This is a genomic window from Pseudoalteromonas sp. G5_S1_54_S4 (assembly GCF_054968565.1).
Window position 1 is genome coordinate 32,104 of record NZ_JBQKUL010000029.1, and the last position, 21,284, is coordinate 53,387.

Genomic DNA, 21,284 nt, shown 5'->3' on the forward strand with positions numbered 1-21,284 from the left:
TCCATGAACTTTAGACTTTTACCTGAATGGGCCGAGCAAGACGCTGTTCTGCTTACATGGCCGCATAAAGACACAGATTGGGCTGATAATTTAGCCCGTGTAGAACCTGTATATATTGAGCTTGCTAAGCATATAACAACGCAGCAAAAGCTTGTGATTGTGGCGCATAATAGCGCCTTAAAAATGCATATTACAGCATTGCTAAATAGCGCTAACATCCCTTTGAATCGTGTTCATTTTGTAGTAACCCCTACCAATGATACGTGGGCTCGCGATCATGGCCCGCTTACTTGTAGCGCTATTGACTCACCTGAGCAACTAAAAGTATATGATTTTACTTTCAATGGTTGGGGCAATAAATTTGAAAGCGCATTAGATAATCAAATTAATCGTACTTTGGTAAAAGAGTTAAGTAGCAAAAAAAACCACTATCAAGCGCTCGATATGGTACTTGAAGGTGGCGGTATTGAAATAAACGAGCATGGTGTGTTGCTAACAACCAGCGAATGTTTGCTTAATAAAAACCGTAACCCAAATTTAAACCCAAGTGACATAGAAGCGCTTTTAAAAGCGCACTTGGGCGCAACAGATTTTTTATGGGTTGATCATGGCTATCTAGCTGGTGACGACACCGACAGCCACATTGATACCTTAGTGCGTTTTGCACCAAATAATACCCTTGTGTATGTGCAATGTGACGATAAAAGCGATGAGCACTTCAGCGCGCTTAATGCCATGCAAAAGCAACTACAAAGCTTTAAAACTGCCGATCGCACCCCATATAAGCTAATTGAGTTGCCATGGCCAAAAGCCGTGTACGATGATGAAAACACGCGCTTACCCGCCACCTATGCAAATTACTTAATTATTAACAATGCGGTATTAGTGCCTACTTATAACGATGTAAACGACCAACGCGCGTTAACACAGGTTCAAAAAGCATACCCAGGTCACACAATTATTGGGGTAAATTGTTTACCTATTATTGAGCAATTTGGCAGTCTTCACTGCATTACAATGCAATTACCTCGTGGATTTTTAGCTGGAGCAGCACAATGACAAGCCCTGCAAATTTATCAGTTGCCTTAGTGCAACAAAGCAACAGTGACAACGCTGAACACAATATTGAAAAATCAATTGCTGGCATTCGCGATGCAGCCAGTCAAGGTGCACAACTTGTTGTGCTACAAGAGTTACACCGTAGTTTATACTTTTGCCAAACCGAAGATGTCGACGTCTTTGATTTAGCCGAAACAATACCTGGGCCGAGTAGTAATACGTTAGGTGAACTTGCTAAAGAGCTTGGTATCGTGATTGTCGCGTCTTTATTTGAAAAGCGCGCTACAGGCCTTTATCACAATACCGCAGTGGTGCTCGAAAAAGACGGCAGTATTGCCGGTAAATACCGTAAAATGCATATACCGGATGACCCTGGCTTTTATGAAAAGTTTTACTTTACTCCTGGCGACTTAGGCTTTGAGCCTATTCAAACCTCAGTGGGCAAACTTGGCGTACTGGTGTGTTGGGATCAGTGGTTTCCTGAAGCGGCGCGTTTAATGGCGATGGCAGGTGCAGAGCTTTTAATTTATCCAACAGCCATTGGCTGGGATCCACGCGATGATAAAGATGAGCAAACCCGCCAAAAAGATGCTTGGGTTATTAGCCAACGAGCCCATGCGGTAGCCAATGGCGTTCCAGTGATTAGCTGTAATCGTGTTGGTCTTGAGCGCGACCCGAGTGGACAAAGTGACGGCATTCTATTTTGGGGTAACTCGTTTATTGCAGGTCCCCAAGGCGAAATATTGGCAGAGGCTGATAACCAAAGTGAACAAATATTAATGGTTGAACTTGATCAAAAACGCAGCGAGAACGTAAGACGTATCTGGCCGTATTTACGCGACCGCAGAATTGATCATTATCAAGATTTAACAAAAATCTATCGCGACTAAATAATAGTATGGCTCTTAGCAGCTAAGAGCCTAATTTAATGGAGTAATTAATGGCGTTTGAGCAATGGGCAGCCTTGCCTTGGGTAAAATCTCAAAAAGATAAAATTCAATGGGGCGAGCTTTTAGGCAGTGGCTTGAGCATTGCCATTGCACAAGGTGTAAAACAACAAGATAACTTAGTGTTAATAGTTACGCCAGATACACCAAGTGCTTTGCGCCTTGAAACCGAATTAGAGTATTTGCTTCCGGATAACCCGGTAATGATATTTCCGGATTGGGAGACATTGCCTTATGATCATTTCTCTCCCCATCAAGATATTATTTCCGCGCGCTTAGCAACACTTAATACCCTGAAAAACGAGCAACAAAGCGTGCTCATTATGCCTGTATCAACGCTGATGCTGCGCACGGCCCCAGCTTCGTTTATATACGGTTCAACGCTTAATTTTAAAGTGGGCGATAGATTAGACACCCACGCTTTGCGTGAAAACTTAGAGCAAGCGGGTTACATGCACGTGCAACAAGTTATGGAGCATGGCGAATATGCAATACGTGGCTCTATTGTTGATTTATATCCGATGGGCAGTAAACACCCATTTAGGCTCGATTTTTTTGATGACGAGCTTGATACCATTCGCTTATTTGATGTGGAAACACAACGCTCAGACGAAAAAGTTGAAAAAATTGAGTTACTCCCTGCCCATGAATTCCCCACTAACGACACGGATATTGAACGCTTTAGAATAAACTATCGTGAAAAGTTTGGCGCAAGCGCAGAGCAAGACTCTGTCTATATGCAAGTTAGTAAAGGTAATTGGCCTGGAGGTATTGAATACTACATGCCATTATTTTTTGATGGCTTGGCGACTATTTTTGACTATTTGCCTGAATCAACAACCGTGATGCAATTAGGCGATTTAGAACATGCGGCGGATAATTTTTGGCACGATGTTAATGTACGCTATGAAAACCGCCGTGTGGACCCCTTGCGCCCACTTTTACCACCGGATGAATTGTACCAGCCAATCAATGAGCTATTTTCAAACTTAGGTAATTATGGCCGCATTCGTTTATCGCAAGCAAAATTAGGTACTAAAGCCGGCAATAAAAACCTTGCCGTTAATGAATTACCCAATGTCCGCATTGATCATAAACAACATGAACCTTACAACGCATTCATTAGCTATGTGGCAGAGCAAAAAAAGAAAAAAGGCCGAGTTGTCATTAGTGTTGAGTCGGATGGTCGACGTGAATCCTTACTGAGTATATTAAGACCCAGCGGCTTAAAATTTAAAGAATTTGATACTTTTGAGCAATTTACCAACAGCAGTAGTGACGTTGGCTTAATTGTAAGCCCACTTGAACAAAGTGTCGTGCTTAGCACAAAACCTAGCCTGAGCATTATTACTGAGCAAGAATTGCTTGGAATTAAAGTATCACAACGCAGACGCCGTAAGCACAAATATGAAGCAAGCCAAGATGCGCTAATTCGTAACTTAGCAGAGTTAAAAGAAGGCCAACCGGTTGTGCACCTTGACCATGGTGTTGGCCGTTATCAAGGACTGCAAACAATTGATGCTGCCGGTGTGGTTACTGAATTTGTAACCATTATTTATGCCGGTGAAGCAAAGCTCTATGTGCCGGTATCAGCGCTTCATATGCTTAGCCGTTACTCTGGCGGTGAAGAAGCCAGTGCCCCACTGCATAAGCTCGGCTCTGATGCGTGGGATAAGGCAAAAAAACGCGCCGCTGAAAAAGTACGCGATGTCGCTGCTGAATTGCTCGATATCTACGCTCAGCGCCAAGCAAAGCCGGGTAATAAATTTACGCTGGATGGCCAAGCTTATCGTCAATTTAGTGATAGCTTCCCGTTTGAAGAAACGGATGATCAACGTAACGCTATTGAAGCTGTACTGGGTGATATGCAATCAAAACAAGCCATGGATCGCTTAGTCTGTGGTGATGTAGGCTTTGGTAAAACCGAAGTAGCAATGCGTGCAGCGTTTGTTGCGGTTAACGATAATAAGCAGGTGGCTATTTTAGTCCCTACCACCCTACTTGCTCAACAACACTACGATAACTTTAAAGACCGCTTTGCTGATTTTCCAATTGAAGTGGGTGTATTGTCTCGGTTTAACTCAACTAAAGAGCAAAAAGAAACCCTTGAAAAAATGAGTAATGGCAAGCTTGACGTGGTTATTGGCACGCACAAACTAATTCAACAAGACATCAACTTTAAAGATTTAGGCCTGTTAATTGTTGATGAAGAACACCGATTTGGGGTGCGCCAAAAAGAAAAAATTAAAGCCCTGAGAGCTGATGTTGACATACTCACCCTGACCGCTACGCCTATCCCCCGTACTTTAAATATGGCCATGAGTGGTATGCGCGATTTATCTATTATTGCTACCCCACCAGCTAAACGCTTAGCCGTTAAAACTTTTGTGCGCCAACGCGACGAAGAGCTTATTCGCGAAGCGGTACTGCGTGAAATTAAACGCGGCGGCCAGGTGTACTTTTTACACAACAATGTAGAAACCATTGAGCGTGTTGCTCAAGAAATTAGCGAATGGGTGCCTGAGGCAACAGTTACCTCAGCCCACGGGCAAATGCGAGAGCAAGAGCTTGAGCAGATCATGACCGATTTTTATCACCAAAAATACAATGTACTGGTATGTACTACGATTATTGAAACCGGCATTGATGTACCCACAGCAAATACCATTATTATGGACAGAGCCGATAAACTCGGTCTTGCTCAGCTGCATCAACTACGCGGACGTGTTGGTAGAAGTCATCACCAAGCCTATGCTTATTTACTCACAGGTAACCCTAAAGCGCTCTCTAAAGATGCGAAAAAGCGTTTAGATGCCATTGCCTCATTAGAAGATTTAGGCGCAGGCTTTGCCTTAGCAACCCACGATTTAGAAATTCGTGGTGCCGGTGAGCTATTAGGAGACGATCAATCTGGACAAATGCAAACCATTGGCTTTAATTTATACATGGAAATGCTTGAACAGGCTGTTAACGCGCTTAAAAATGGTCAAGAGCCAACCCTTGAAAATCTATTACAAAAACAAACCGAAGTTGATTTAAAGCTACCTGCCTTGTTACCTGATGATTATATTCATGATGTTAACGCGCGTTTAGGTATGTACAAGCGTGTAGCAAGTTGTGCTAACCTTGCTGATATTGATGAACTGCAAGTAGAATTGATAGACCGCTTTGGTTTATTACCTGATGCAGCTAAAAACCTATTTAGTTTACAACAACTAAAAATGCAGGCGAGCAATTTGGGCATAACCAAAATAGAAGCTAACCCGAAAGGAGGCTACTTTGAGTTTAGTCAAAATACCAAGGTTAATCCTAGCTTCATTATTGGTTTGATACAAAGTGCGCCACACATTTATAAAATGGATGGCGCAAATAAATTACGCTTTGCCATTAGCGAGGCGAATGCCCGTGAACGCTTAAAAATGATCACTGCTATGATTGCAGATTTCGAAAAAAAGGTTAGCCATTAATGTTGCTGAAAAAATCGCTGGTTATTTTATGCTGCTTATTTAGCAGTACTGCATTTGCAGAGCGCTGGTTTGAAGTAGAGGTGTTAATATTTAAACAGCACCCTGCTCCTTACTTACAAGAAGACTTTAGCTTAAAGCATGACGCCATTGAAGATAAAAACACCTTAGATTTATTGGCCTCTGCTTATAAAAACCAAGCAATGGACGCGTGTATAAACGGTGACCCACGCTTTCAAACACGTACATTTGCTGACACTTTGGTTAATTCAAACCCACAGTCTGCAGCGTGTAATGACAGCATTGATTATGTAAAAAGTTACGATGTGCTGCCAGTAACCCCTCAAGCACCAGTACAAGATACGATGGAGCAAACTTACCTGCTCGCTCCTGAACAACTGCAGTTTGAACAACAACGCCAAGCTTTAGACCGCAAAGGACTCACCCCTATATTACATACCGGCTGGCGGTTTGAAGGCGCAAGTCAATCACGCTCCCCTAGTATGCACTTATTTGCAGGCAACCAATTAAAAAACAATATGAACACCGGTTTTAGTTACGCCAATTCCGACTTTATTAGCTTACTTGATACTCCTGAGCCATTGTTTAATGAAGCACAGTCTCCGACCATGAAATGGGAGTTAGATGGCTTATTGAAAATACATTTACGCCATTATTTATACATTAATGCGGATTTCGATATTAGTGAAAAGCAAGATAATGGTGAGCTAGAATCAGCCCGTTTTTCACAATTTAGACGCGTTTTCAGCGAAGATATTCATTACTTTGATCATCCACGTATGGGTATGATTGTACAAATTCGAAAATTTAACCATTAACAGTAGGAAAATAATTATGAAGAAGCTCCTAATAATTGCTGCAGCACTGAGTCTTGCTGCTTGTTCAAAAGTAAGCATGGAAAATTACGAAAAAATTAAAATTGGTATGGACAAAACAGAAGTTGAAGCACTTTTAGGCAGTGCTGATAACTGTGTAGAAAAAACATTACATACTAGCTGTACTTGGGGTGATGACGCTAAAAACATCGAAATTACCCTGGTATCAGACAAAGTAACGCTTTTCAGCAAAAAAGGGCTAACGGATAAATAAGGACAACAAAGGAATAACGTATGTTATTCCTCTTTTTTTGCATCGCTGGTGTAAATAAGCTCTATGTTGACTATTTTACTGCGGTTTAAAGTGATTTTGTAACGCTGATAGAGCGTTTTATCCGGTTCGGTTAGAACCAATACCATGTTTAACTGATAGCGCCTTTCTACTCCCTGTTTAGAAATTTTATTGTTTTCTAAATGATAGAGCTTCCCTTCCCCTTTTTTTAAATAACGTGCAAACGGCGCGAGATTAAATTGCAGCGTTTGCTGCAAGCTATCGTAGCCTGGCAAAAATTCTTTAGCACTTACCCGGGTTTCACTAGCAAAATGCAGCCATTGCGCCGCCTGTTTGTTTTGCTGACGACGCTTAGAAAAAATTTTCCTCACTTCTTTAGGGATTTTTTTAAACCGCGTATATTCTAACCAAATAAACTGGCTCGCTACTTTATCTTTTGTGATACTGTTTTTAAAAATAAAGCGCCATTTTGGCCGCCCTCGCACAATAGCACGCCAAATAATACGAGTGATATCCTCTTTAAATATCTCTCTTAACCCGTAAATAACCCCTAAAATCAAAATCAATGAAGCGGTTATTTCAGTAAAGGTAGAACGTGCATTTAAAATAACCACCATCACAAAAGCCATTATAACGGCTGTTACAGAGCCTTTTACCAAGCGTTTTAAATAACTATTAAGATAACGGGTTTGGCGCTGTAAAATCACCCCATGCTCTATTAAACGCTGCAATAGGCGCATTTTATTGGTGATTCTGTTGGCGTCTTTAAGTGTTGGGTCAGAATTATATTGTTGCTCTGCTCGGTACTCACTTTCTGACTTACAAAAGTTTAATAAGTCATTTCGCTCTTTAGCGTGATCGCTACTACGCGGCCCTTCATCAAGCAGCTTTAAAAACGTTTGTTCAATCTGCCAGCTTAGGTAGTTATCGGCATTGGTATAAAACGGGATCAGCTTTTCGTTATCAGGGGTGTAACGTCTGAGTTTTCTGAGTAGACTTTGGCTTTGCTCGCAAAGCTCCATAGCCCGTTGATAAAATTCATCGCTTTCTTGAATTTTTAACGCATCTTTAATATCAGCATCAATAGCAAGGCGTACTTGATAACAATATAAATTTAGATTTTGTCGGTAGTCTTGTTGCTCCCCTTTGTTTTTACTCACAAAGCGGCTTCTTACCAATGGAAGATGGATATTATTAGCGTTGTAGGCTACAAAAGATTTAAATTGATTATTAAAGTAAGACTCTTCGCTAAGTGTTTGTGCATTAATACCCATTTCATTTGGGATAGAAAAATAAAGATCGAGACGCTGCTCTGCACGCGGTGATAATTGCGGTTCAATAACAAACGATAAATTTTCGTCTTGCTTTAACAATGATGCCTCCTTTGATTATCTACATGAGTTTACGTGCCTCTTTAATTTTGTTCAACAAAAAAGGCCTAGTAAATACTAGGCCTTTTAATGGTTCTAATTAGTTAAAATTAGAATTTAACGTTTACACCTGCGAAGAAACGACGACCTAGTACATCGTATGTGTACGGGTCAGTATTTGAATCGTTATTACCTGTGTAGTAAGGAGGTTGCTTATCAAATAAGTTGTTTACACCTGCAGATAAAGTTACTGTGTCATTCACTAAGTAATTACCGCTGATATCATGGTAAACTACTGTTGGAGTGCTTGGTGCATAACAAGAATCTTCTTTTCCGATACATGCGAAGCTATCCATACCAGCTATGTAACGAGCTTGGTATTGTGCATCCCAGTTATCGCCTGCAACACTTACAGTTAAGTTAGATTTAAAGTCAGCATATCCACCCGTTCCTGATGTAATAATGCCTGCATAGTCAACTGGGTCACCAGTAACTTCTACAACATATTCATCTAAGTAAGTTGTGTCTAAGCTTGTTTTCCAGTTCAGGCCAGCCACTTCAAAGCTGTATGCAAGATTTAAATCAACCCCAGATGTTTTTTCAGAACCAACGTTTTGTAATTGATTATTGAATTTAACACGGCCAGTTGCATCCATAGATACGCCTGCTGACTGACAAAGTGCAGTGCTAGCATTTGTACCATTATTTAAACACTGATCAACAATATATTGGCTATCTACTTTAGTGATTGCATTTTCAATATCGATTTCATAGTAATCAAGCGTCATTGAGAAGCCGTCAAGCCATTGTGGCTCGTATACGACACCAGCAGTTAAAGTATCTGCTTCTTCAGGAGTAAGTGAATCATTACCACCCACAGTTACTTCTGCTTGGTCTTGAGCACCTGGATAATCAATTTGGTCAAACGATGGTGAATTGCCAGAGTACAACTCAGAAACCGTTGGCGCACGGAATGCTGTTGAAACGACGCTACGTAGCATTAGTTCATCATTTACTTTCCAAGTAAGACCTAGTTTCCAAGTTTCATCTGAACCAAATGTGCTGTAATCAAATGCACGAATAGCTGCACTTAATTCAACATTTTGTGCAAGAGGAGCATCTGCTAGTAGAGGTATAGCAAATTCAACATAAGCTTCGTTTACGTCAAAACCGCCGGCTGTTGGCTCAACCATAGGGTCGTTTGCAAGGCCTTGTGCAGTTAAAGAGTCAGGTGTAAACCATGCTTTTTCTTGACGACGCTCTATGCCTGCAGCAAATGCAGAGTAACCTGCTGGTAATTCGAATAACTCACCCGATACAGATGCTGAAAGAATAAACAGCTGGCTTCCGCCGTTATTAACTTCAGTGTACACATTTTTGCGGAAATCTTCAGAAACCCAAGCTGATTGATCAAGTGGGTTAAATTTACCTTCAAGGATTTGATCTTGAATAGCACCCATATTGTGTAAGTTGCTTAGCTTGTCAACAGAGTCATTACGGCCGAAGTTCGCTGACACGTCCCAAGAGTAATCACCAACAAAACCTTCAGCGCCCACTACTGCACGAACAGTATCAACTGATTGTTCAAAGTAACGCGCGCCGGTGTCAGACATACGACGGCCGTAAGAAATTGCATCACCATTTACGTAATTCGTTTCTTGTGTGATGTAATTACCATCAGCATCTTTATCTAAATAGCCGTCACCATCTAAATCAACACGCTTATCATAGCTTTGACTTAATAATGAGTTACCCATAGTCGCAGTGTCGTACTCAAAATCAAACCAAACTGGCTGTGGTGCCATCTGTTGCTCTGACCAACGCTTCGTATAAGTAAACTCAGCAAATACACTCGTGTCATCAGATAGTTCGTATGTAGCGATACCTGTTAAGTTTAAACGCTCCATTGGCGTGTACAGGTAGCTTGCTGGTGAATAGTTATAAGCATCTTCGTTAGTATAACGATGGTAATCGCCACCACGTCCTGTTACACCATTATCATTGATTAGAGATACTTGCATTTCTTCACCTTTAGCATCAAGGATAGTCCCTTTCTCGCTTGTACCATTCCAGATATGACCACCTTCATTGTATGAAGAACCAGTGCAATATAAACCGTTAGCACCTTCAGCAATTGGGCAGTTTGAGAAATCACGATCAGCTTGAGATGCTTTACCACGATCAGTGTATTGCATGCCGATAACAATGTTACCTTTATCGAATGAGCTACCAACAGTGAAATCAATTGAGTTCTCTGTTGCGTCACCTTCACCAGTAATTGCTGAATTAACATTCATGTCTAGGCCTTCAAAATTATCTTTTAGGATAATATTTACTACGCCAGCAACTGCATCAGTACCATAAACTGCAGAAGCGCCATCTTTTAGTACTTCCACTGATTTGATCATAGAAACAGGGATTGTATTTAAGTCAACAGTTGATGCTGCACCAGTACCCGATGCAATCATGCGACGACCGTTTACAAGTACTAGAGTACGACTTGAACCCAGACCGCGAAGGTCTATGCGGGCATTACCACCAGAACCATTATTAACGCCTGGGTTTGTCATTGCACCGCCTGTAGCGGTCATTTTCTGTAATACGCTATCAATACTTGTAGCGCCCATTGCTTTGATGTCGTCTGCACCGATAAGTGTAACAGGGCTTGCGTTTTCCATATCTGAACGCTTGATACGAGAACCCGTTACTTGAATTTTTTCAATTGACTTTGCTGCTTCGTCTGCAGCTAAAACCTGAACACTTGAGAACATTGGGATCGCTGCAATTACAGCTAAACCAAGAGTTGATTTTTTCATGGATGAACCCTACTTGTTGAAAATTTACCTAAATTGGTAATGCTCACTTTTATGAGAATTTTGAGTGAGCGAGAGCAACTTAGGCGCCTTTAACTGAATGAAAACTTAACGAACGATCACCATGCAATCAATGAAAATTAAGACGTCCCACGAAAGGAACAAAGGTTACAGTATGTTTCATTGTTAATTAATAAAAACATTTAAAAATCATAAACTAAAGACCAAGCAATCACATAAAAAACACAGCTGAAATCAAATGAGTAGAGTTTGTAATCAAATGTAATTATTACAATAATGTGCCCTAAACAGGAAAATTAACATGTTAATCACAGCTCGTTATTAAAACGGTAAAACTAGGTGTTAATTACTAACCATATTTATGCAAGTAGATTGTTTATTTAGTCTGAATTTTTTTGTTATAAGTTTTAATCATGCAAATTTTATGTGTATTGAAGGTTTAAGACGGGCTGCTTAAACTAAAAACGGCTATCAAAGTGGATCCATTAGATAAATCTACATATTAATGACATGGGTGCTTTATTGCACGTATGAGCACAATTGAATAAGTAAGCCAAGCAGAGCTTAAGTTATAAACTTGGAAGGTAAATGGATATGTAAAAGCTATATTAAGAATGGTTATTTTATCAGATAGACTTTAATTGCAAATAACTATTAAATGTGAGGCATTTGGCTTTGCCGCTATAATTTTACGGGAATGGCGCAGTTAAAACCCACGCCTGAGTAGAAAGCCTTTAATAGGTAACGTTAAAAAAATATTCAACATTTTCACTTATGCCAGTGTTTGTATCGACAGTAGTAAGAATAAGCTTCCACACCATGTTCTTTTCTGAGCAAATCCCTACCATAGTATTAGCTACCCAAACGCTGCCCTGATTTTTAAATTGTACGGGAATGTAACCCATATACATGCTAACGCCTTCTAATTTAGCTGCAGTTATTGTTACACCAGTCGGAAACTGAGTGTAAATTGAAAACGGTGTCTCTGGTGATAGGGTTTCTTCGCTTAGCCAAACTTTAACTTGATTTGGAAAAATACACGGGTTGTTATTTTTACACTCTGTTTGTGATTGATTTACTTTTGGTGTTGGTGTTGATCCAGAAAAGTCACAACCTAGTAAGAATAGTAGAAAAGAAAGTAAACATACTCTATATATATACATGCAGGTTCTCAAAGTATCTAATGTATTAGTCCAACATTTGGACACGTTGGTTGATTATCGGCTTTAATGGGCAAGTAAGGTACAAATCACCTCAAAAAATAGACAGCAAGTTAATAAAGTTTGATTGATGTCATATTATTACGCAATTGACCTATCTTTTTAAGGCCAAAAAATTTATCATTTCAACCGCAAAAAAAACAAGTATTTCTTGAGATTATTATCTTTAACAACCACATATTGTGGGTTTTAGATAGTATACTTTGGAATAATAGTAGGTCCTACTTTTACAAGTAGGTAATTCATTTCTAAACGCATTTATTGCAGCGGAAGCCAGAAAATGAGCCAAACAGTAGCATCACAAACTGAGTACAATTATAAAGTTGTACGCCAATTCGCTATTATGACAGTGATTTGGGGCATCGTTGGCATGGGTATTGGGGTTCTGATAGCTGCCCAATTAGCTTGGCCAGCTCTTAACTTTGACACACCATGGTTAACTTACTCTCGACTTCGTCCGTTACACACGAACGCAGTAATTTTCGCATTTGGTACAAGTGCACTTTTTGCGACGTCTTATTACGTCGTACAACGTACATGTCAAACGCGCCTTCTTTCAGACAAATTAGCCGCCTTTACCTTTTGGGGTTGGCAGTTAGTTATTGTTCTAGCAGCAATTACTCTACCTATGGGTATTTCAAGTTCTAAAGAGTATGCAGAACTTGAGTGGCCAATCGATATCTTAATTGCTGTTGTTTGGGTAACTTACGCTATTGTATTTATGGGCACTATTGCAAAACGCAAAGTAGCGCATATTTATGTAGCTAACTGGTTCTATGCTGGTTTCATTATTACTGTTGCAGTACTTCATATTGTTAACAGCATGGCTGTTCCTGTCTCACTAACTAAATCATACTCAATTTACGCCGGTGCGGTTGATGCAATGGTTCAGTGGTGGTACGGACACAATGCAGTAGGTTTCCTTCTAACTGCTGGCTTCCTAGGTATGATGTATTACTTTGTACCAAAGCAAGCGGGTCGTCCAGTTTACTCATACCGTTTATCGGTTGTTCACTTTTGGGCTCTTATCTCGCTTTACATTTGGGCAGGTCCTCACCACCTTCACTACACTGCGCTTCCTGATTGGACGCAAAGCTTAGGTATGGTGATGTCTATTATCTTATTCGTGCCGTCTTGGGGGGGTATGATCAACGGTATTATGACGCTCTCAGGTGCATGGCATAAGCTACGTACTGACCCAGTTTTACGTTTCTTAGTGGTTTCATTGTCTTTCTACGGTATGTCGACATTTGAAGGCCCGATGATGGCAATTAAATCTGTTAATGCGTTATCGCACTACACAGATTGGACTGTAGGTCACGTTCACTCAGGTGCATTAGGTTGGGTTGCGATGATTTCTATCGGTGCTATTTACCACCTTATCCCTGCGTTATTCTCGCAAGGTCGTATGTACAGCATCAAATTAATCAATACACACTTCTGGTTACACACAGTGGGTGTTGTTTTATACATTGTTGCAATGTGGATTTCAGGTGTAATGCAAGGTCTAATGTGGCGTGCAGTTAACTCTGACGGTACATTAATGTACAGCTTTGTACAGTCGTTAGAAGCCTCTCATCCTTTCTATGTTATGCGTTTCTTAGGCGGTGTGTTCATCGTTACAGGTATGCTGGTTATGGCTTATAACGTTTATCGTACAGTTTCAGCGAAAAATAACTCGTTAGAACTTGATGAACAAGCGCAGTTAGCATAACGGAGTTAGATAATGAGCAATAAAAATTCACAAAACAAACACGAAATTATCGAGAAAAACATTGGCCTCATGGCCATCTTGACTGTTTTCGCAATCAGCTTCGGTGCATTAGTAGAAATTACGCCGCTAATGTTCCAAGACGATACAACCAAGCCAGTTGATGGGTTACGCCCGTTAAACGCACTAGAGTTTGAAGGTCGCGACATTTATGTACGTGAAGGTTGTGCTAACTGTCATTCTCAAATGATCCGTCCATTTCGTGATGAAGTTGAGCGTTACGGTCACTACTCTGTAGCAGGCGAGTCAGTATGGGATCACCCTTTCCTTTGGGGTTCTAAACGTACTGGCCCTGACTTAGCACGAGTAGGTAAACGTTACTCAGATGATTGGCATTATGCGCACTTAATGGATCCACGTGCCGTGGTTCCTGAGTCTAATATGCCAAGTTTCCCTTGGTTAGCAGAGAACACGCTTGATACAAGTCTGACTCTGAAAAAACTACAAATTTTCCGTGACACGTTTGCTATCAATCCAGAAAACCCAAAACACCCGGGTCTAGGTTATGGCAGTGACGAGGAATTAATCGCTGACATTGCTAAAGTTGACGCAATGAATGACGGTAAAGGTGCAACAGAAATGCAAGCCCTTATCGCTTATTTGCAACAACTTGGCACACATTTGAAGTAGATTATTATGGACTACGGGACATACAGAGGCATTTTGACTCTGGTAATTTTAGTATTATTTATTGTGATTGTTGGATGGGCATATAGCAAGCGTAGTAAAAGTCGTTTTAAAGACGCTGCTAATGTCATATTTGAAGATGAAAAAAAACACAACAATACACTCTCTAACGAGGAAAAGGGGTCTGAGAAATGACTAGCTTTTGGAGTATATGGGTTATTGTATTAACCCTTGCATGCTTAATCATTATCTTTGGTCTACTAGTTTGGAACTTAAAAAACTATGTAGGCGTAAAAGAAGGTGAAAGCTGTGGACATGAGTTTGACGGCATTGAAGAATTAAACAATCCACTACCAAAATGGTGGACTTACATGTTCTTCGCAACGTTTGTGTGGTCTGTTTATTACTTAGCAGCCTACCCAGGTTTAGGTAATTGGGAAGGTTTAGCAAAATGGACAAGCTCAAACCAAGGTATTACCTCTTTAACTGAATCGAAAGAAGCAGTCCTTGAAGCGAAAGAAGATGGCCGTTTTGTAAAGCTAGATGCTGAATACCGCGCTGCTGAAGAACGTTTTGGTCCTATTTTTAATGAATTGGCTCAAATACCTGTTCTAGATTTAGTAGAGTCTAAATTTGCTGGTGATGCAGCACAGCAAGTTGCGCTAGAAAGCGGCACTAAACATGAGCAAACTCAAGGTCAACTCGCAGTTGAAATTGGTCAACGTTTGTTCTCACAAAACTGTGCACAATGTCATGGCTCTGATGCTCGTGGTGGTACTGGCTTCCCTAACCTCACTGACAACGATTGGTTGTACGGTGGCTCTCCTGACAAGATCAGAGAAACATTACTTTTAGGTCGTGTTGCAGCAATGCCACCTTGGGGTGATGCATTAGGTGAGCAAGGCGTTAAAGAAATGACGGCTTACGTACTTAGCCTATCTGGCCGTACTGTTAACCAAAAAGATGCCGATGCAGGCAAAGCGAAATTCGCGATGTGTGCAGCATGTCATGGTGCAGATGGTAAAGGTTCAGTAGCGCACAACTTACCGTTTGGTGCACCAAATCTAACTGATAACATTTGGTTATACGGTGGCTCTCAACGCGCTGTTGAAGAAACACTTAACCATGGCCGTGCTGGTGTAATGCCTGCATGGAAAGAGATTTTAGGCGAAGATAAAATTCACCTATTAACTGCTTACGTTTACAGCTTATCGCAAGATAAATAACGATAAAGTTAACAAAACGTTTCAGTTTTAATCTTTTTATTTCAGTAGATTAATTCAGATCAAAAAAGCCTCCACTCGGAGGCTTTTTTTTAGTCTTTTCATTCTATTTATTATAATATAGCCGCACATTAATTAATTTTAGAGCGACTATGCAACCGACTCCGTGGTATAAAAATTTTTGGCCTTGGTTTTTAATCTTCTTTCCTTTAGCTGCAATTATTGGCTGCATTAGTTTATTTATTACAGCCATTGGTAACGGCCCAGATATGGTTGTAGATGATTACTATAAAAAAGGCAAAGCAATCAACTTAGAACTCGTTAAGTTTGATAAAGCAAAAGCGTTGTATTTACATGGCGACCTAAATATATCAGATGAGCGTGTCAGCTTTAAATTTACCAAAGGCGATACCAGTAATATACACGCATTAAGATTGTCGTTTTTTCACCGTACCATAAAAGCGCACGATTTTGAGGCCACTCTCACCCCAAATGCTAATCAAGAGTTCACTGCATTATTAGAAAGCTATATACCAGGCGCATATTCGGTGTTTATTGAACCCGTTGATAACAGTTGGAAAATGAAAGAAAACGTTAGTTTACCAACCACCGCCACCGTTTTAGTGACTCCTAACTATAAGTAGTATTTAGTATGTCTAAAAATTGCTTTCATTGTCTTGAAAGTGTGCCTGCTGGATTTAACGCACATGTTGTTATAGACAATATCGCTGAGCCAATGTGTTGCATTGGCTGCCAAGCTGTTGCACAAAATATCATTGACCAAGGGATGACCGACTACTACAAATATCGCACTGTTAGTGCCGGTAAAGTAGAGCAACTCGTCCCTGAACAACTCGCTTTTATTAAAAGCTATGACAATGAAGATATTCAAGATGAGTTTATCAGTACGCATAACGACAACTCTGAGGTGCTTCTCAGTGTTGAGGGCATTACCTGCGCCGCCTGTGCCTGGCTTATTGAAAAGCAATTACTTAACCTTAAATCGGTAAAGCGCGTTGATGTAAACACCTCAACTAATCGCGCTATGATCCAATGGGATAAAAGCGCAACCCCTTTAAGTGAGCTAATCACCTCACTGGCTGAAATAGGTTACAAAGCCTATCCATTCCAATCAGATGTAGAAGCCCAGCAAAAACAACAAACAGCTAAAGCCTATATTCGCCGCCTCGGCGTGGCAGGCTTAATGACCATGCAAGTGATGATGTTTGCCTTTGCTATGTACTTTGGCATGTTCTCTGGGATGGACAGTAATTTTGAACAGTACTTTAGATGGATCAGCTTGATCCTTGCAACGCCCGTTATTTTATACAGCGCCCTGCCCTTTTTAAGTAATGCAATTAACGGCTTAAAAGCAAAACAACTGAATATGGATTTACCGGTATCATTGGCGATTTTTGGTGCCTATGGCGCAAGCTGTTACGCCACCGTAATGGAAGTCGGTGAAGTTTACTTTGAATCTATTTGTATGTTTACCTTTTTACTCTTATTAGGTAAATACTTAGAATTTAGAGCGCGCTTAAAGGCTAGTGAATTTACAGCCAACTTACAAAAGCTACTGCCACTGACTGCCCGTACACTCGATGAAAACGGCAAAGAGCACATAATTGCCGCTAAAAAGCTCAAGCTTAACGATATCGTTTTAATAAAAGCAGGCGAAACTATCCCTGCCGATGGCATCTTAGTCAAAGGCAGCACCAGTGTTGATGAGTCTATGATGACTGGTGAACATCAGCCAGTACGAAAGTATATTGATCATAACGTGTATGCGGGCACGGTTAATCATGATGGTATTATTGAAATAAAAATCAATAAGCTGGGCCAAAATACCCTGCTTAATCAAATTATTCGCCTGCAACATAATGCCCTAACAAAACGCCCACGGTTAGTAGAAATTACCGACAAAGTAGCGCAGTGGTTTGTTGCCGTATTACTGGTATTTGCCTCTCTAACCGCCATTGGCTGGTATCAAATTGACCCTGATGTCGCTTTTTGGATCACTATATCGGTGTTAGTGGCCACCTGCCCGTGCGCATTAAGTTTAGCTATTCCAACCGCGTTAACGTGTGCTGTGGCTACCTTAACTCGTAAAGGTATATTAATTAAGCAAGCACATGTGCTCGAAACACTCTCAAAACTTACTTTAGTTGCTTTTGATAAAACCGGTACGCTTACGCAAGGTAAATTTAGCCTCGACGTTGTTGACATACTTGATGGTAAATACAGCAAAGAGCAAATTCTTGATATTGCAGCACAGCTTGAGAGCTATTCTGAGCACCCTATTGCTAGTGCCTTTAAAGAGTTTAAAGGTCAGCGTAAATTTGACGATGTACAGCTCCATCCAGGGGTTGGGATCAGCGCTCAATACGATAATACGCACTACGCTATTGGTAAAAGTGGCTGGTTTGATACCAAAAAAACCAATGCGCAAGCTACCCTTTACATAAACAAGCAACCCGTTGCACGCTTTTACTTTGTTGATAAAGTAAAAACAGATGCCGATAAACTCATTAACTCGTTAAAGGCTGCCAATCTAAGTTGTCATATGCTAACAGGTGACGCCTCAGATGCCGGTGCCAAGGTGGCAAAAAAATTAAAGCTTGATTCAGTACAAGCCAGTTGTAGTCCAAAAGATAAACAAGACGCCGTTGATCATTGGTCAACTCAAGGTGAAGTTGTTGCTATGGTTGGCGATGGCGTAAACGACAGCCCAGTATTTGCCAGCGCCCACTTATCAATCGCCATGGAAACAGGAGCTGATATCTCTAAAAACAGTGCCGATGTTGTGCTGCTTAACAGTGATTTAGCCTCTATTGATCATTTGTTGACGATTGCTAAGCAAACACGGCGTATAATTAAGCAAAACTTGGCGCTTTCTTTATTATATAATGGCTCTATATTACCGCTAGCGGCTATGGGCTTAGTTGCGCCATGGATGGCGGTAATTGGTATGTCTGCCAGCTCTATTATTGTGATATGTAATTCACTAAGGCTATTAAAGTTATGAGCATAATTTATATTTTAGTTCCTATCGCTATCTTGTTTGTACTAATTGCCATTGGCGTGTTTTTTTGGGCAGTAAAAGGCGAGCAATTCTCTGATTTAAACAAGCAAGGCCACAGTATTTTGTTTGAAGACGATAAAGAGCAACATAATAAAAGTAATGATTGACCCGATTTTTGTTAGTGCTTTTTTAATGGGGTTGATTGGCAGTGGCCATTGCATTGCTATGTGCGGCGGCATTGCCAGCTCATTACAGTTAGCCAGTAACAAGCGCCAAACTTGGTTATATTCTCTAGCCTATAATAGCGGCAGAGCGCTAAGTTATATGCTAGCTGGTGCCCTTGTTGCCGGTATTAGTAGTCAATTTGCCACACAAAACTCGGCCTTTGCGCTGTTTTTATCATTTTTAGCGGGCGTGTTTATGTTACTGGTCGGCGTTTATATCATGCGCTTAGCCGCGACATTACAATGGCTCGAAAAACTTGGCAAAACCCTCATTTGGCAGCACTTAATTAAACTTAATAAATATTTAATGCCCATTGATTCCCCATTGAAAGCGCTTGGTTATGGCGCACTATGGGGCTGGTTACCGTGCGGCTTAGTATATTCTGCGCTCACATGGGCGATGACCAGTGGCACTGCCATAAATGGTGCTCTGGTTATGCTGGCATTTGCCCTAGGGACGTTCCCTGCTATGATCACCTTAGGTGTGGCTGCACAAAAGCTCAATACGCTTTTTAATCACCCTTGGACGCGAATAATATTAGGCAGTGTTATCATCTGGTATGGTATCTACCTTTTGATCATTGCAACAGACAAGCTAGTGCATTAACATTGGTAAATGTTGTGCATAGAAATTTAACGGATTGAACTTATGGATTTTTCTCAAAGTCGTGCTAAAGGTAATTGTGCCATTAGCTGTAATAACTGCAGTATTAGCCAGTTATGTTTACCATTTTCTTTAAATGGCCAAGAAATGGATAAACTTGATGAGATCATTGAGCGGAAAAAACCATTACACAAGGGTGACTACTTATTTGAATCGGGCGCACCTTTAAATGCAATTTATGCAGTTCGTTCGGGGTCGTTTAAATCGTATACCTTGTCAGAGCAAGGCGATGAGCAAATTACAGGCTTTCATTTAGCGGGTGACCTTGTTGGCTTTGACGCCATCAATAAAATGCAACATCAAAGTTTTTCTCAAGCACTAGAAACCTCAATGGTATGTGAAATTCCCTTTGAAACTCTTGACGAACTAGCCGGTAAACTGCCTAAATTGCGCCAACAAATAATGCGTTTAATGAGTAGCGAAATAACCTACGATCAGGAAATGCTATTATTACTTAATAAAAAGTCAGCTGAAGAACGTCTTGCTAGCTTTATTTATAACTTATCAGAGCGTTTTGGTGAGCGTGGTTTTTCACGTAAAGAATTTAGATTTACCATGACTCGCGGCGAAATTGGCAACTACCTTGGTTTAACAGTAGAAACTATCAGCCGTTTATTAAGCCGTTTTCAAAAAGCCGACTTAATTAAAGTAGAAGGTAAATTTATTACTATTTTAGATAATGACGCTTTAGCCAAAACTGCTGCGATTGTTAAGCCTCGTTAATAATCGCTTCTCATTTTAAAATTAATCCTACCCTGAATTGGAGCGTAATTATTGCAATTATGCTCTATCTCTACTAACACTTTGAGTAGAGCTATTAACCATTCACTTTTAAGAGTCGATGAATGAATTGTCTGGCTCATTTTTTAATATAAAAGCAACTACGTCCTATTAAACTCTTACATAGAAGGACAATCTTATGCCTAAATCTTTATTTCTATTTATCGCTCTTTCTTTAAGTATTTTATTTAGTAGCCAAGCATCGAGCTCAATGATCCCCGATGATGGCATTGATGACTCAGAAGCACTAAAAGACTTGATTTTAAACACTGCAGAAAATTCCGCGCTAAAAATAGAAGAGCCAGGAGTTTATGACATCTGCTCAGCTATTATTGTTAGAAATCTTAACAATATTGTTATTACAGCTAATACTGGCGTTATACTAAAAAAGTGTGACCAATTTGAAGGAGAGTATATTTTATCCTTTTATAATTCACGCTTCATAGAAATTAATGGTTTTATTTTTAGAGGGTTAACCACAGACACAATTAATTATGTTTGGGGTGAGCAAGGTATCCTTTTTGCAGGCTCCGAAGATATTTCAATTAAACATAATCAATTTTTTGATTTTGGCGATGCGGCTATAAGAGCAACATCTTAACACTTATCATCCCATGATACGAATATCAATTCTTTCAGAATTGATATTCGTAATAATTACTTTGAAAATGTCACACAAGTATCAACTACTCACCCGTGGAATAATAACTATGGAGGTACGCATGATATTACAGTTGAAGATAATATTTTTGAGGGATTGAAGGGATCATTGAAATTTGCCACGGTTAAACCTGTATCAAAGGCTCTAGTAAGATATAACACTTTCAAAAACACCAAAGGCACCGCTATAGAAATTACTTATTACTCTAACGTAAAAATTATTGCTAATACCTTCATAGACAGTGATAAGTTTATCCTCAATGCTTACCCTAACAAACCAAAAAGTGTGAC

Annotated in this window: 18 protein-coding genes and 1 pseudogene; 16 read left to right on the forward strand and 3 right to left on the reverse strand. The window is 40.3% G+C overall.

What is annotated here, in order from left to right:
* Positions 1-3 precede the first annotated feature (3 nt).
* Genes ACTRWE_RS12045 through ACTRWE_RS12065 form a run of 5 tightly spaced genes read left to right on the forward strand, consistent with a single transcriptional unit; the run spans position 4 to position 6,580 of the window.
* Positions 4-1,059, forward strand: coding sequence for an agmatine deiminase family protein (locus tag ACTRWE_RS12045; RefSeq protein WP_262977282.1), 1,056 nt, complete (start codon positions 4-6; stop codon positions 1,057-1,059).
* The gene (locus ACTRWE_RS12050; protein ID WP_064662847.1) at positions 1,056-1,949 is read left to right on the forward strand and encodes a carbon-nitrogen hydrolase; all 894 of its coding nucleotides are present in this window, start codon (positions 1,056-1,058) and stop codon (positions 1,947-1,949) included. Before ACTRWE_RS12045 ends, ACTRWE_RS12050 begins: the two co-directional genes overlap by 4 nt.
* A 50-nt stretch (positions 1,950-1,999) precedes the next feature.
* The gene (gene mfd, locus ACTRWE_RS12055; RefSeq protein WP_262977283.1) at positions 2,000-5,473 is read left to right on the forward strand and encodes a transcription-repair coupling factor; all 3,474 of its coding nucleotides are present in this window, start codon (positions 2,000-2,002) and stop codon (positions 5,471-5,473) included.
* Complete coding sequence (locus ACTRWE_RS12060; RefSeq protein WP_262977284.1) at positions 5,473-6,309, forward strand: peptidoglycan binding protein CsiV; 837 nt, start codon at positions 5,473-5,475, stop codon at positions 6,307-6,309. Before mfd ends, ACTRWE_RS12060 begins: the two co-directional genes overlap by 1 nt.
* 16 nt (positions 6,310-6,325) lie before the next feature.
* Positions 6,326-6,580 carry an outer membrane protein assembly factor BamE gene (locus ACTRWE_RS12065; protein ID WP_262977285.1) on the forward strand — a complete coding sequence of 85 codons (255 nt, stop codon included), beginning with the start codon at positions 6,326-6,328 and terminating at the stop codon, positions 6,578-6,580.
* Positions 6,581-6,603: 23 nt separating this feature from the next.
* Here ACTRWE_RS12065 and ACTRWE_RS12070 read toward each other — a convergent pair whose 3' ends face one another.
* The 3 genes from ACTRWE_RS12070 to ACTRWE_RS12080 form a co-directional block, all read right to left on the reverse strand.
* Positions 6,604-7,971 (reverse strand): hypothetical protein, encoded by a 1,368-nt coding sequence (locus ACTRWE_RS12070; protein ID WP_262977286.1) that lies wholly within the window; start codon positions 7,969-7,971, stop codon positions 6,604-6,606.
* A 107-nt stretch (positions 7,972-8,078) separates the two neighbouring features.
* Positions 8,079-10,784, reverse strand: coding sequence for a TonB-dependent receptor (locus ACTRWE_RS12075; protein WP_462880083.1), 2,706 nt, complete (start codon positions 10,782-10,784; stop codon positions 8,079-8,081).
* Positions 10,785-11,536: 752 nt separating this feature from the next.
* A complete protein-coding gene (locus tag ACTRWE_RS12080) occupies positions 11,537-11,965 on the reverse strand; it encodes a hypothetical protein (protein ID WP_262976555.1) in 429 nt (142 codons plus the stop codon).
* 337 nt (positions 11,966-12,302) lie between these two features.
* On the opposite strand from ACTRWE_RS12080, the gene ccoN reads away from it, so the two are divergent.
* From ccoN to ACTRWE_RS12135, 11 genes and pseudogenes are all read left to right on the forward strand, one after another.
* On the forward strand, positions 12,303-13,736 hold the full coding sequence (gene ccoN / locus ACTRWE_RS12085; RefSeq protein WP_013464670.1) for a cytochrome-c oxidase, cbb3-type subunit I: 1,434 nt from the start codon (positions 12,303-12,305) through the stop codon (positions 13,734-13,736).
* A gap of 12 nt (positions 13,737-13,748) precedes the next feature.
* The gene (ccoO, locus tag ACTRWE_RS12090; protein WP_033102690.1) at positions 13,749-14,423 is read left to right on the forward strand and encodes a cytochrome-c oxidase, cbb3-type subunit II; all 675 of its coding nucleotides are present in this window, start codon (positions 13,749-13,751) and stop codon (positions 14,421-14,423) included.
* Positions 14,424-14,429: 6 nt separating this feature from the next.
* Positions 14,430-14,615: a cbb3-type cytochrome oxidase subunit 3 gene (locus ACTRWE_RS12095; protein ID WP_010389598.1), complete on the forward strand. Its 186-nt coding sequence runs from the start codon at positions 14,430-14,432 to the stop codon at positions 14,613-14,615.
* Positions 14,612-15,646, forward strand: coding sequence for a cytochrome-c oxidase, cbb3-type subunit III (gene ccoP, locus ACTRWE_RS12100; protein ID WP_462880084.1), 1,035 nt, complete (start codon positions 14,612-14,614; stop codon positions 15,644-15,646). Before ACTRWE_RS12095 ends, ccoP begins: the two co-directional genes overlap by 4 nt.
* Positions 15,647-15,795: 149 nt before the next feature.
* A complete protein-coding gene (locus tag ACTRWE_RS12105) occupies positions 15,796-16,287 on the forward strand; it encodes a FixH family protein (RefSeq protein ID WP_462880085.1) in 492 nt (163 codons plus the stop codon).
* A gap of 8 nt (positions 16,288-16,295) precedes the next feature.
* Positions 16,296-18,668: a heavy metal translocating P-type ATPase gene (locus ACTRWE_RS12110; protein WP_462880086.1), complete on the forward strand. Its 2,373-nt coding sequence runs from the start codon at positions 16,296-16,298 to the stop codon at positions 18,666-18,668.
* Positions 18,665-18,832, forward strand: coding sequence for a cbb3-type cytochrome oxidase assembly protein CcoS (gene ccoS / locus ACTRWE_RS12115; RefSeq protein WP_008109812.1), 168 nt, complete (start codon positions 18,665-18,667; stop codon positions 18,830-18,832). Before ACTRWE_RS12110 ends, ccoS begins: the two co-directional genes overlap by 4 nt.
* A complete protein-coding gene (locus ACTRWE_RS12120) occupies positions 18,825-19,496 on the forward strand; it encodes a sulfite exporter TauE/SafE family protein (RefSeq protein WP_024601376.1) in 672 nt (223 codons plus the stop codon). The genes ccoS and ACTRWE_RS12120 overlap by 8 nt, the downstream gene beginning before the upstream one ends.
* 42 nt (positions 19,497-19,538) lie before the next feature.
* Positions 19,539-20,276 carry an FNR family transcription factor gene (locus tag ACTRWE_RS12125; RefSeq protein WP_013464664.1) on the forward strand — a complete coding sequence of 246 codons (738 nt, stop codon included), beginning with the start codon at positions 19,539-19,541 and terminating at the stop codon, positions 20,274-20,276.
* 196 nt (positions 20,277-20,472) lie between these two features.
* Positions 20,473-20,934 carry a hypothetical protein gene (locus tag ACTRWE_RS12130; protein WP_262976558.1) on the forward strand — a complete coding sequence of 154 codons (462 nt, stop codon included), beginning with the start codon at positions 20,473-20,475 and terminating at the stop codon, positions 20,932-20,934.
* Between the two features lie 168 nt (positions 20,935-21,102).
* Positions 21,103-21,284: pseudogene (locus ACTRWE_RS12135) on the forward strand (hypothetical protein); the annotation flags it as partial.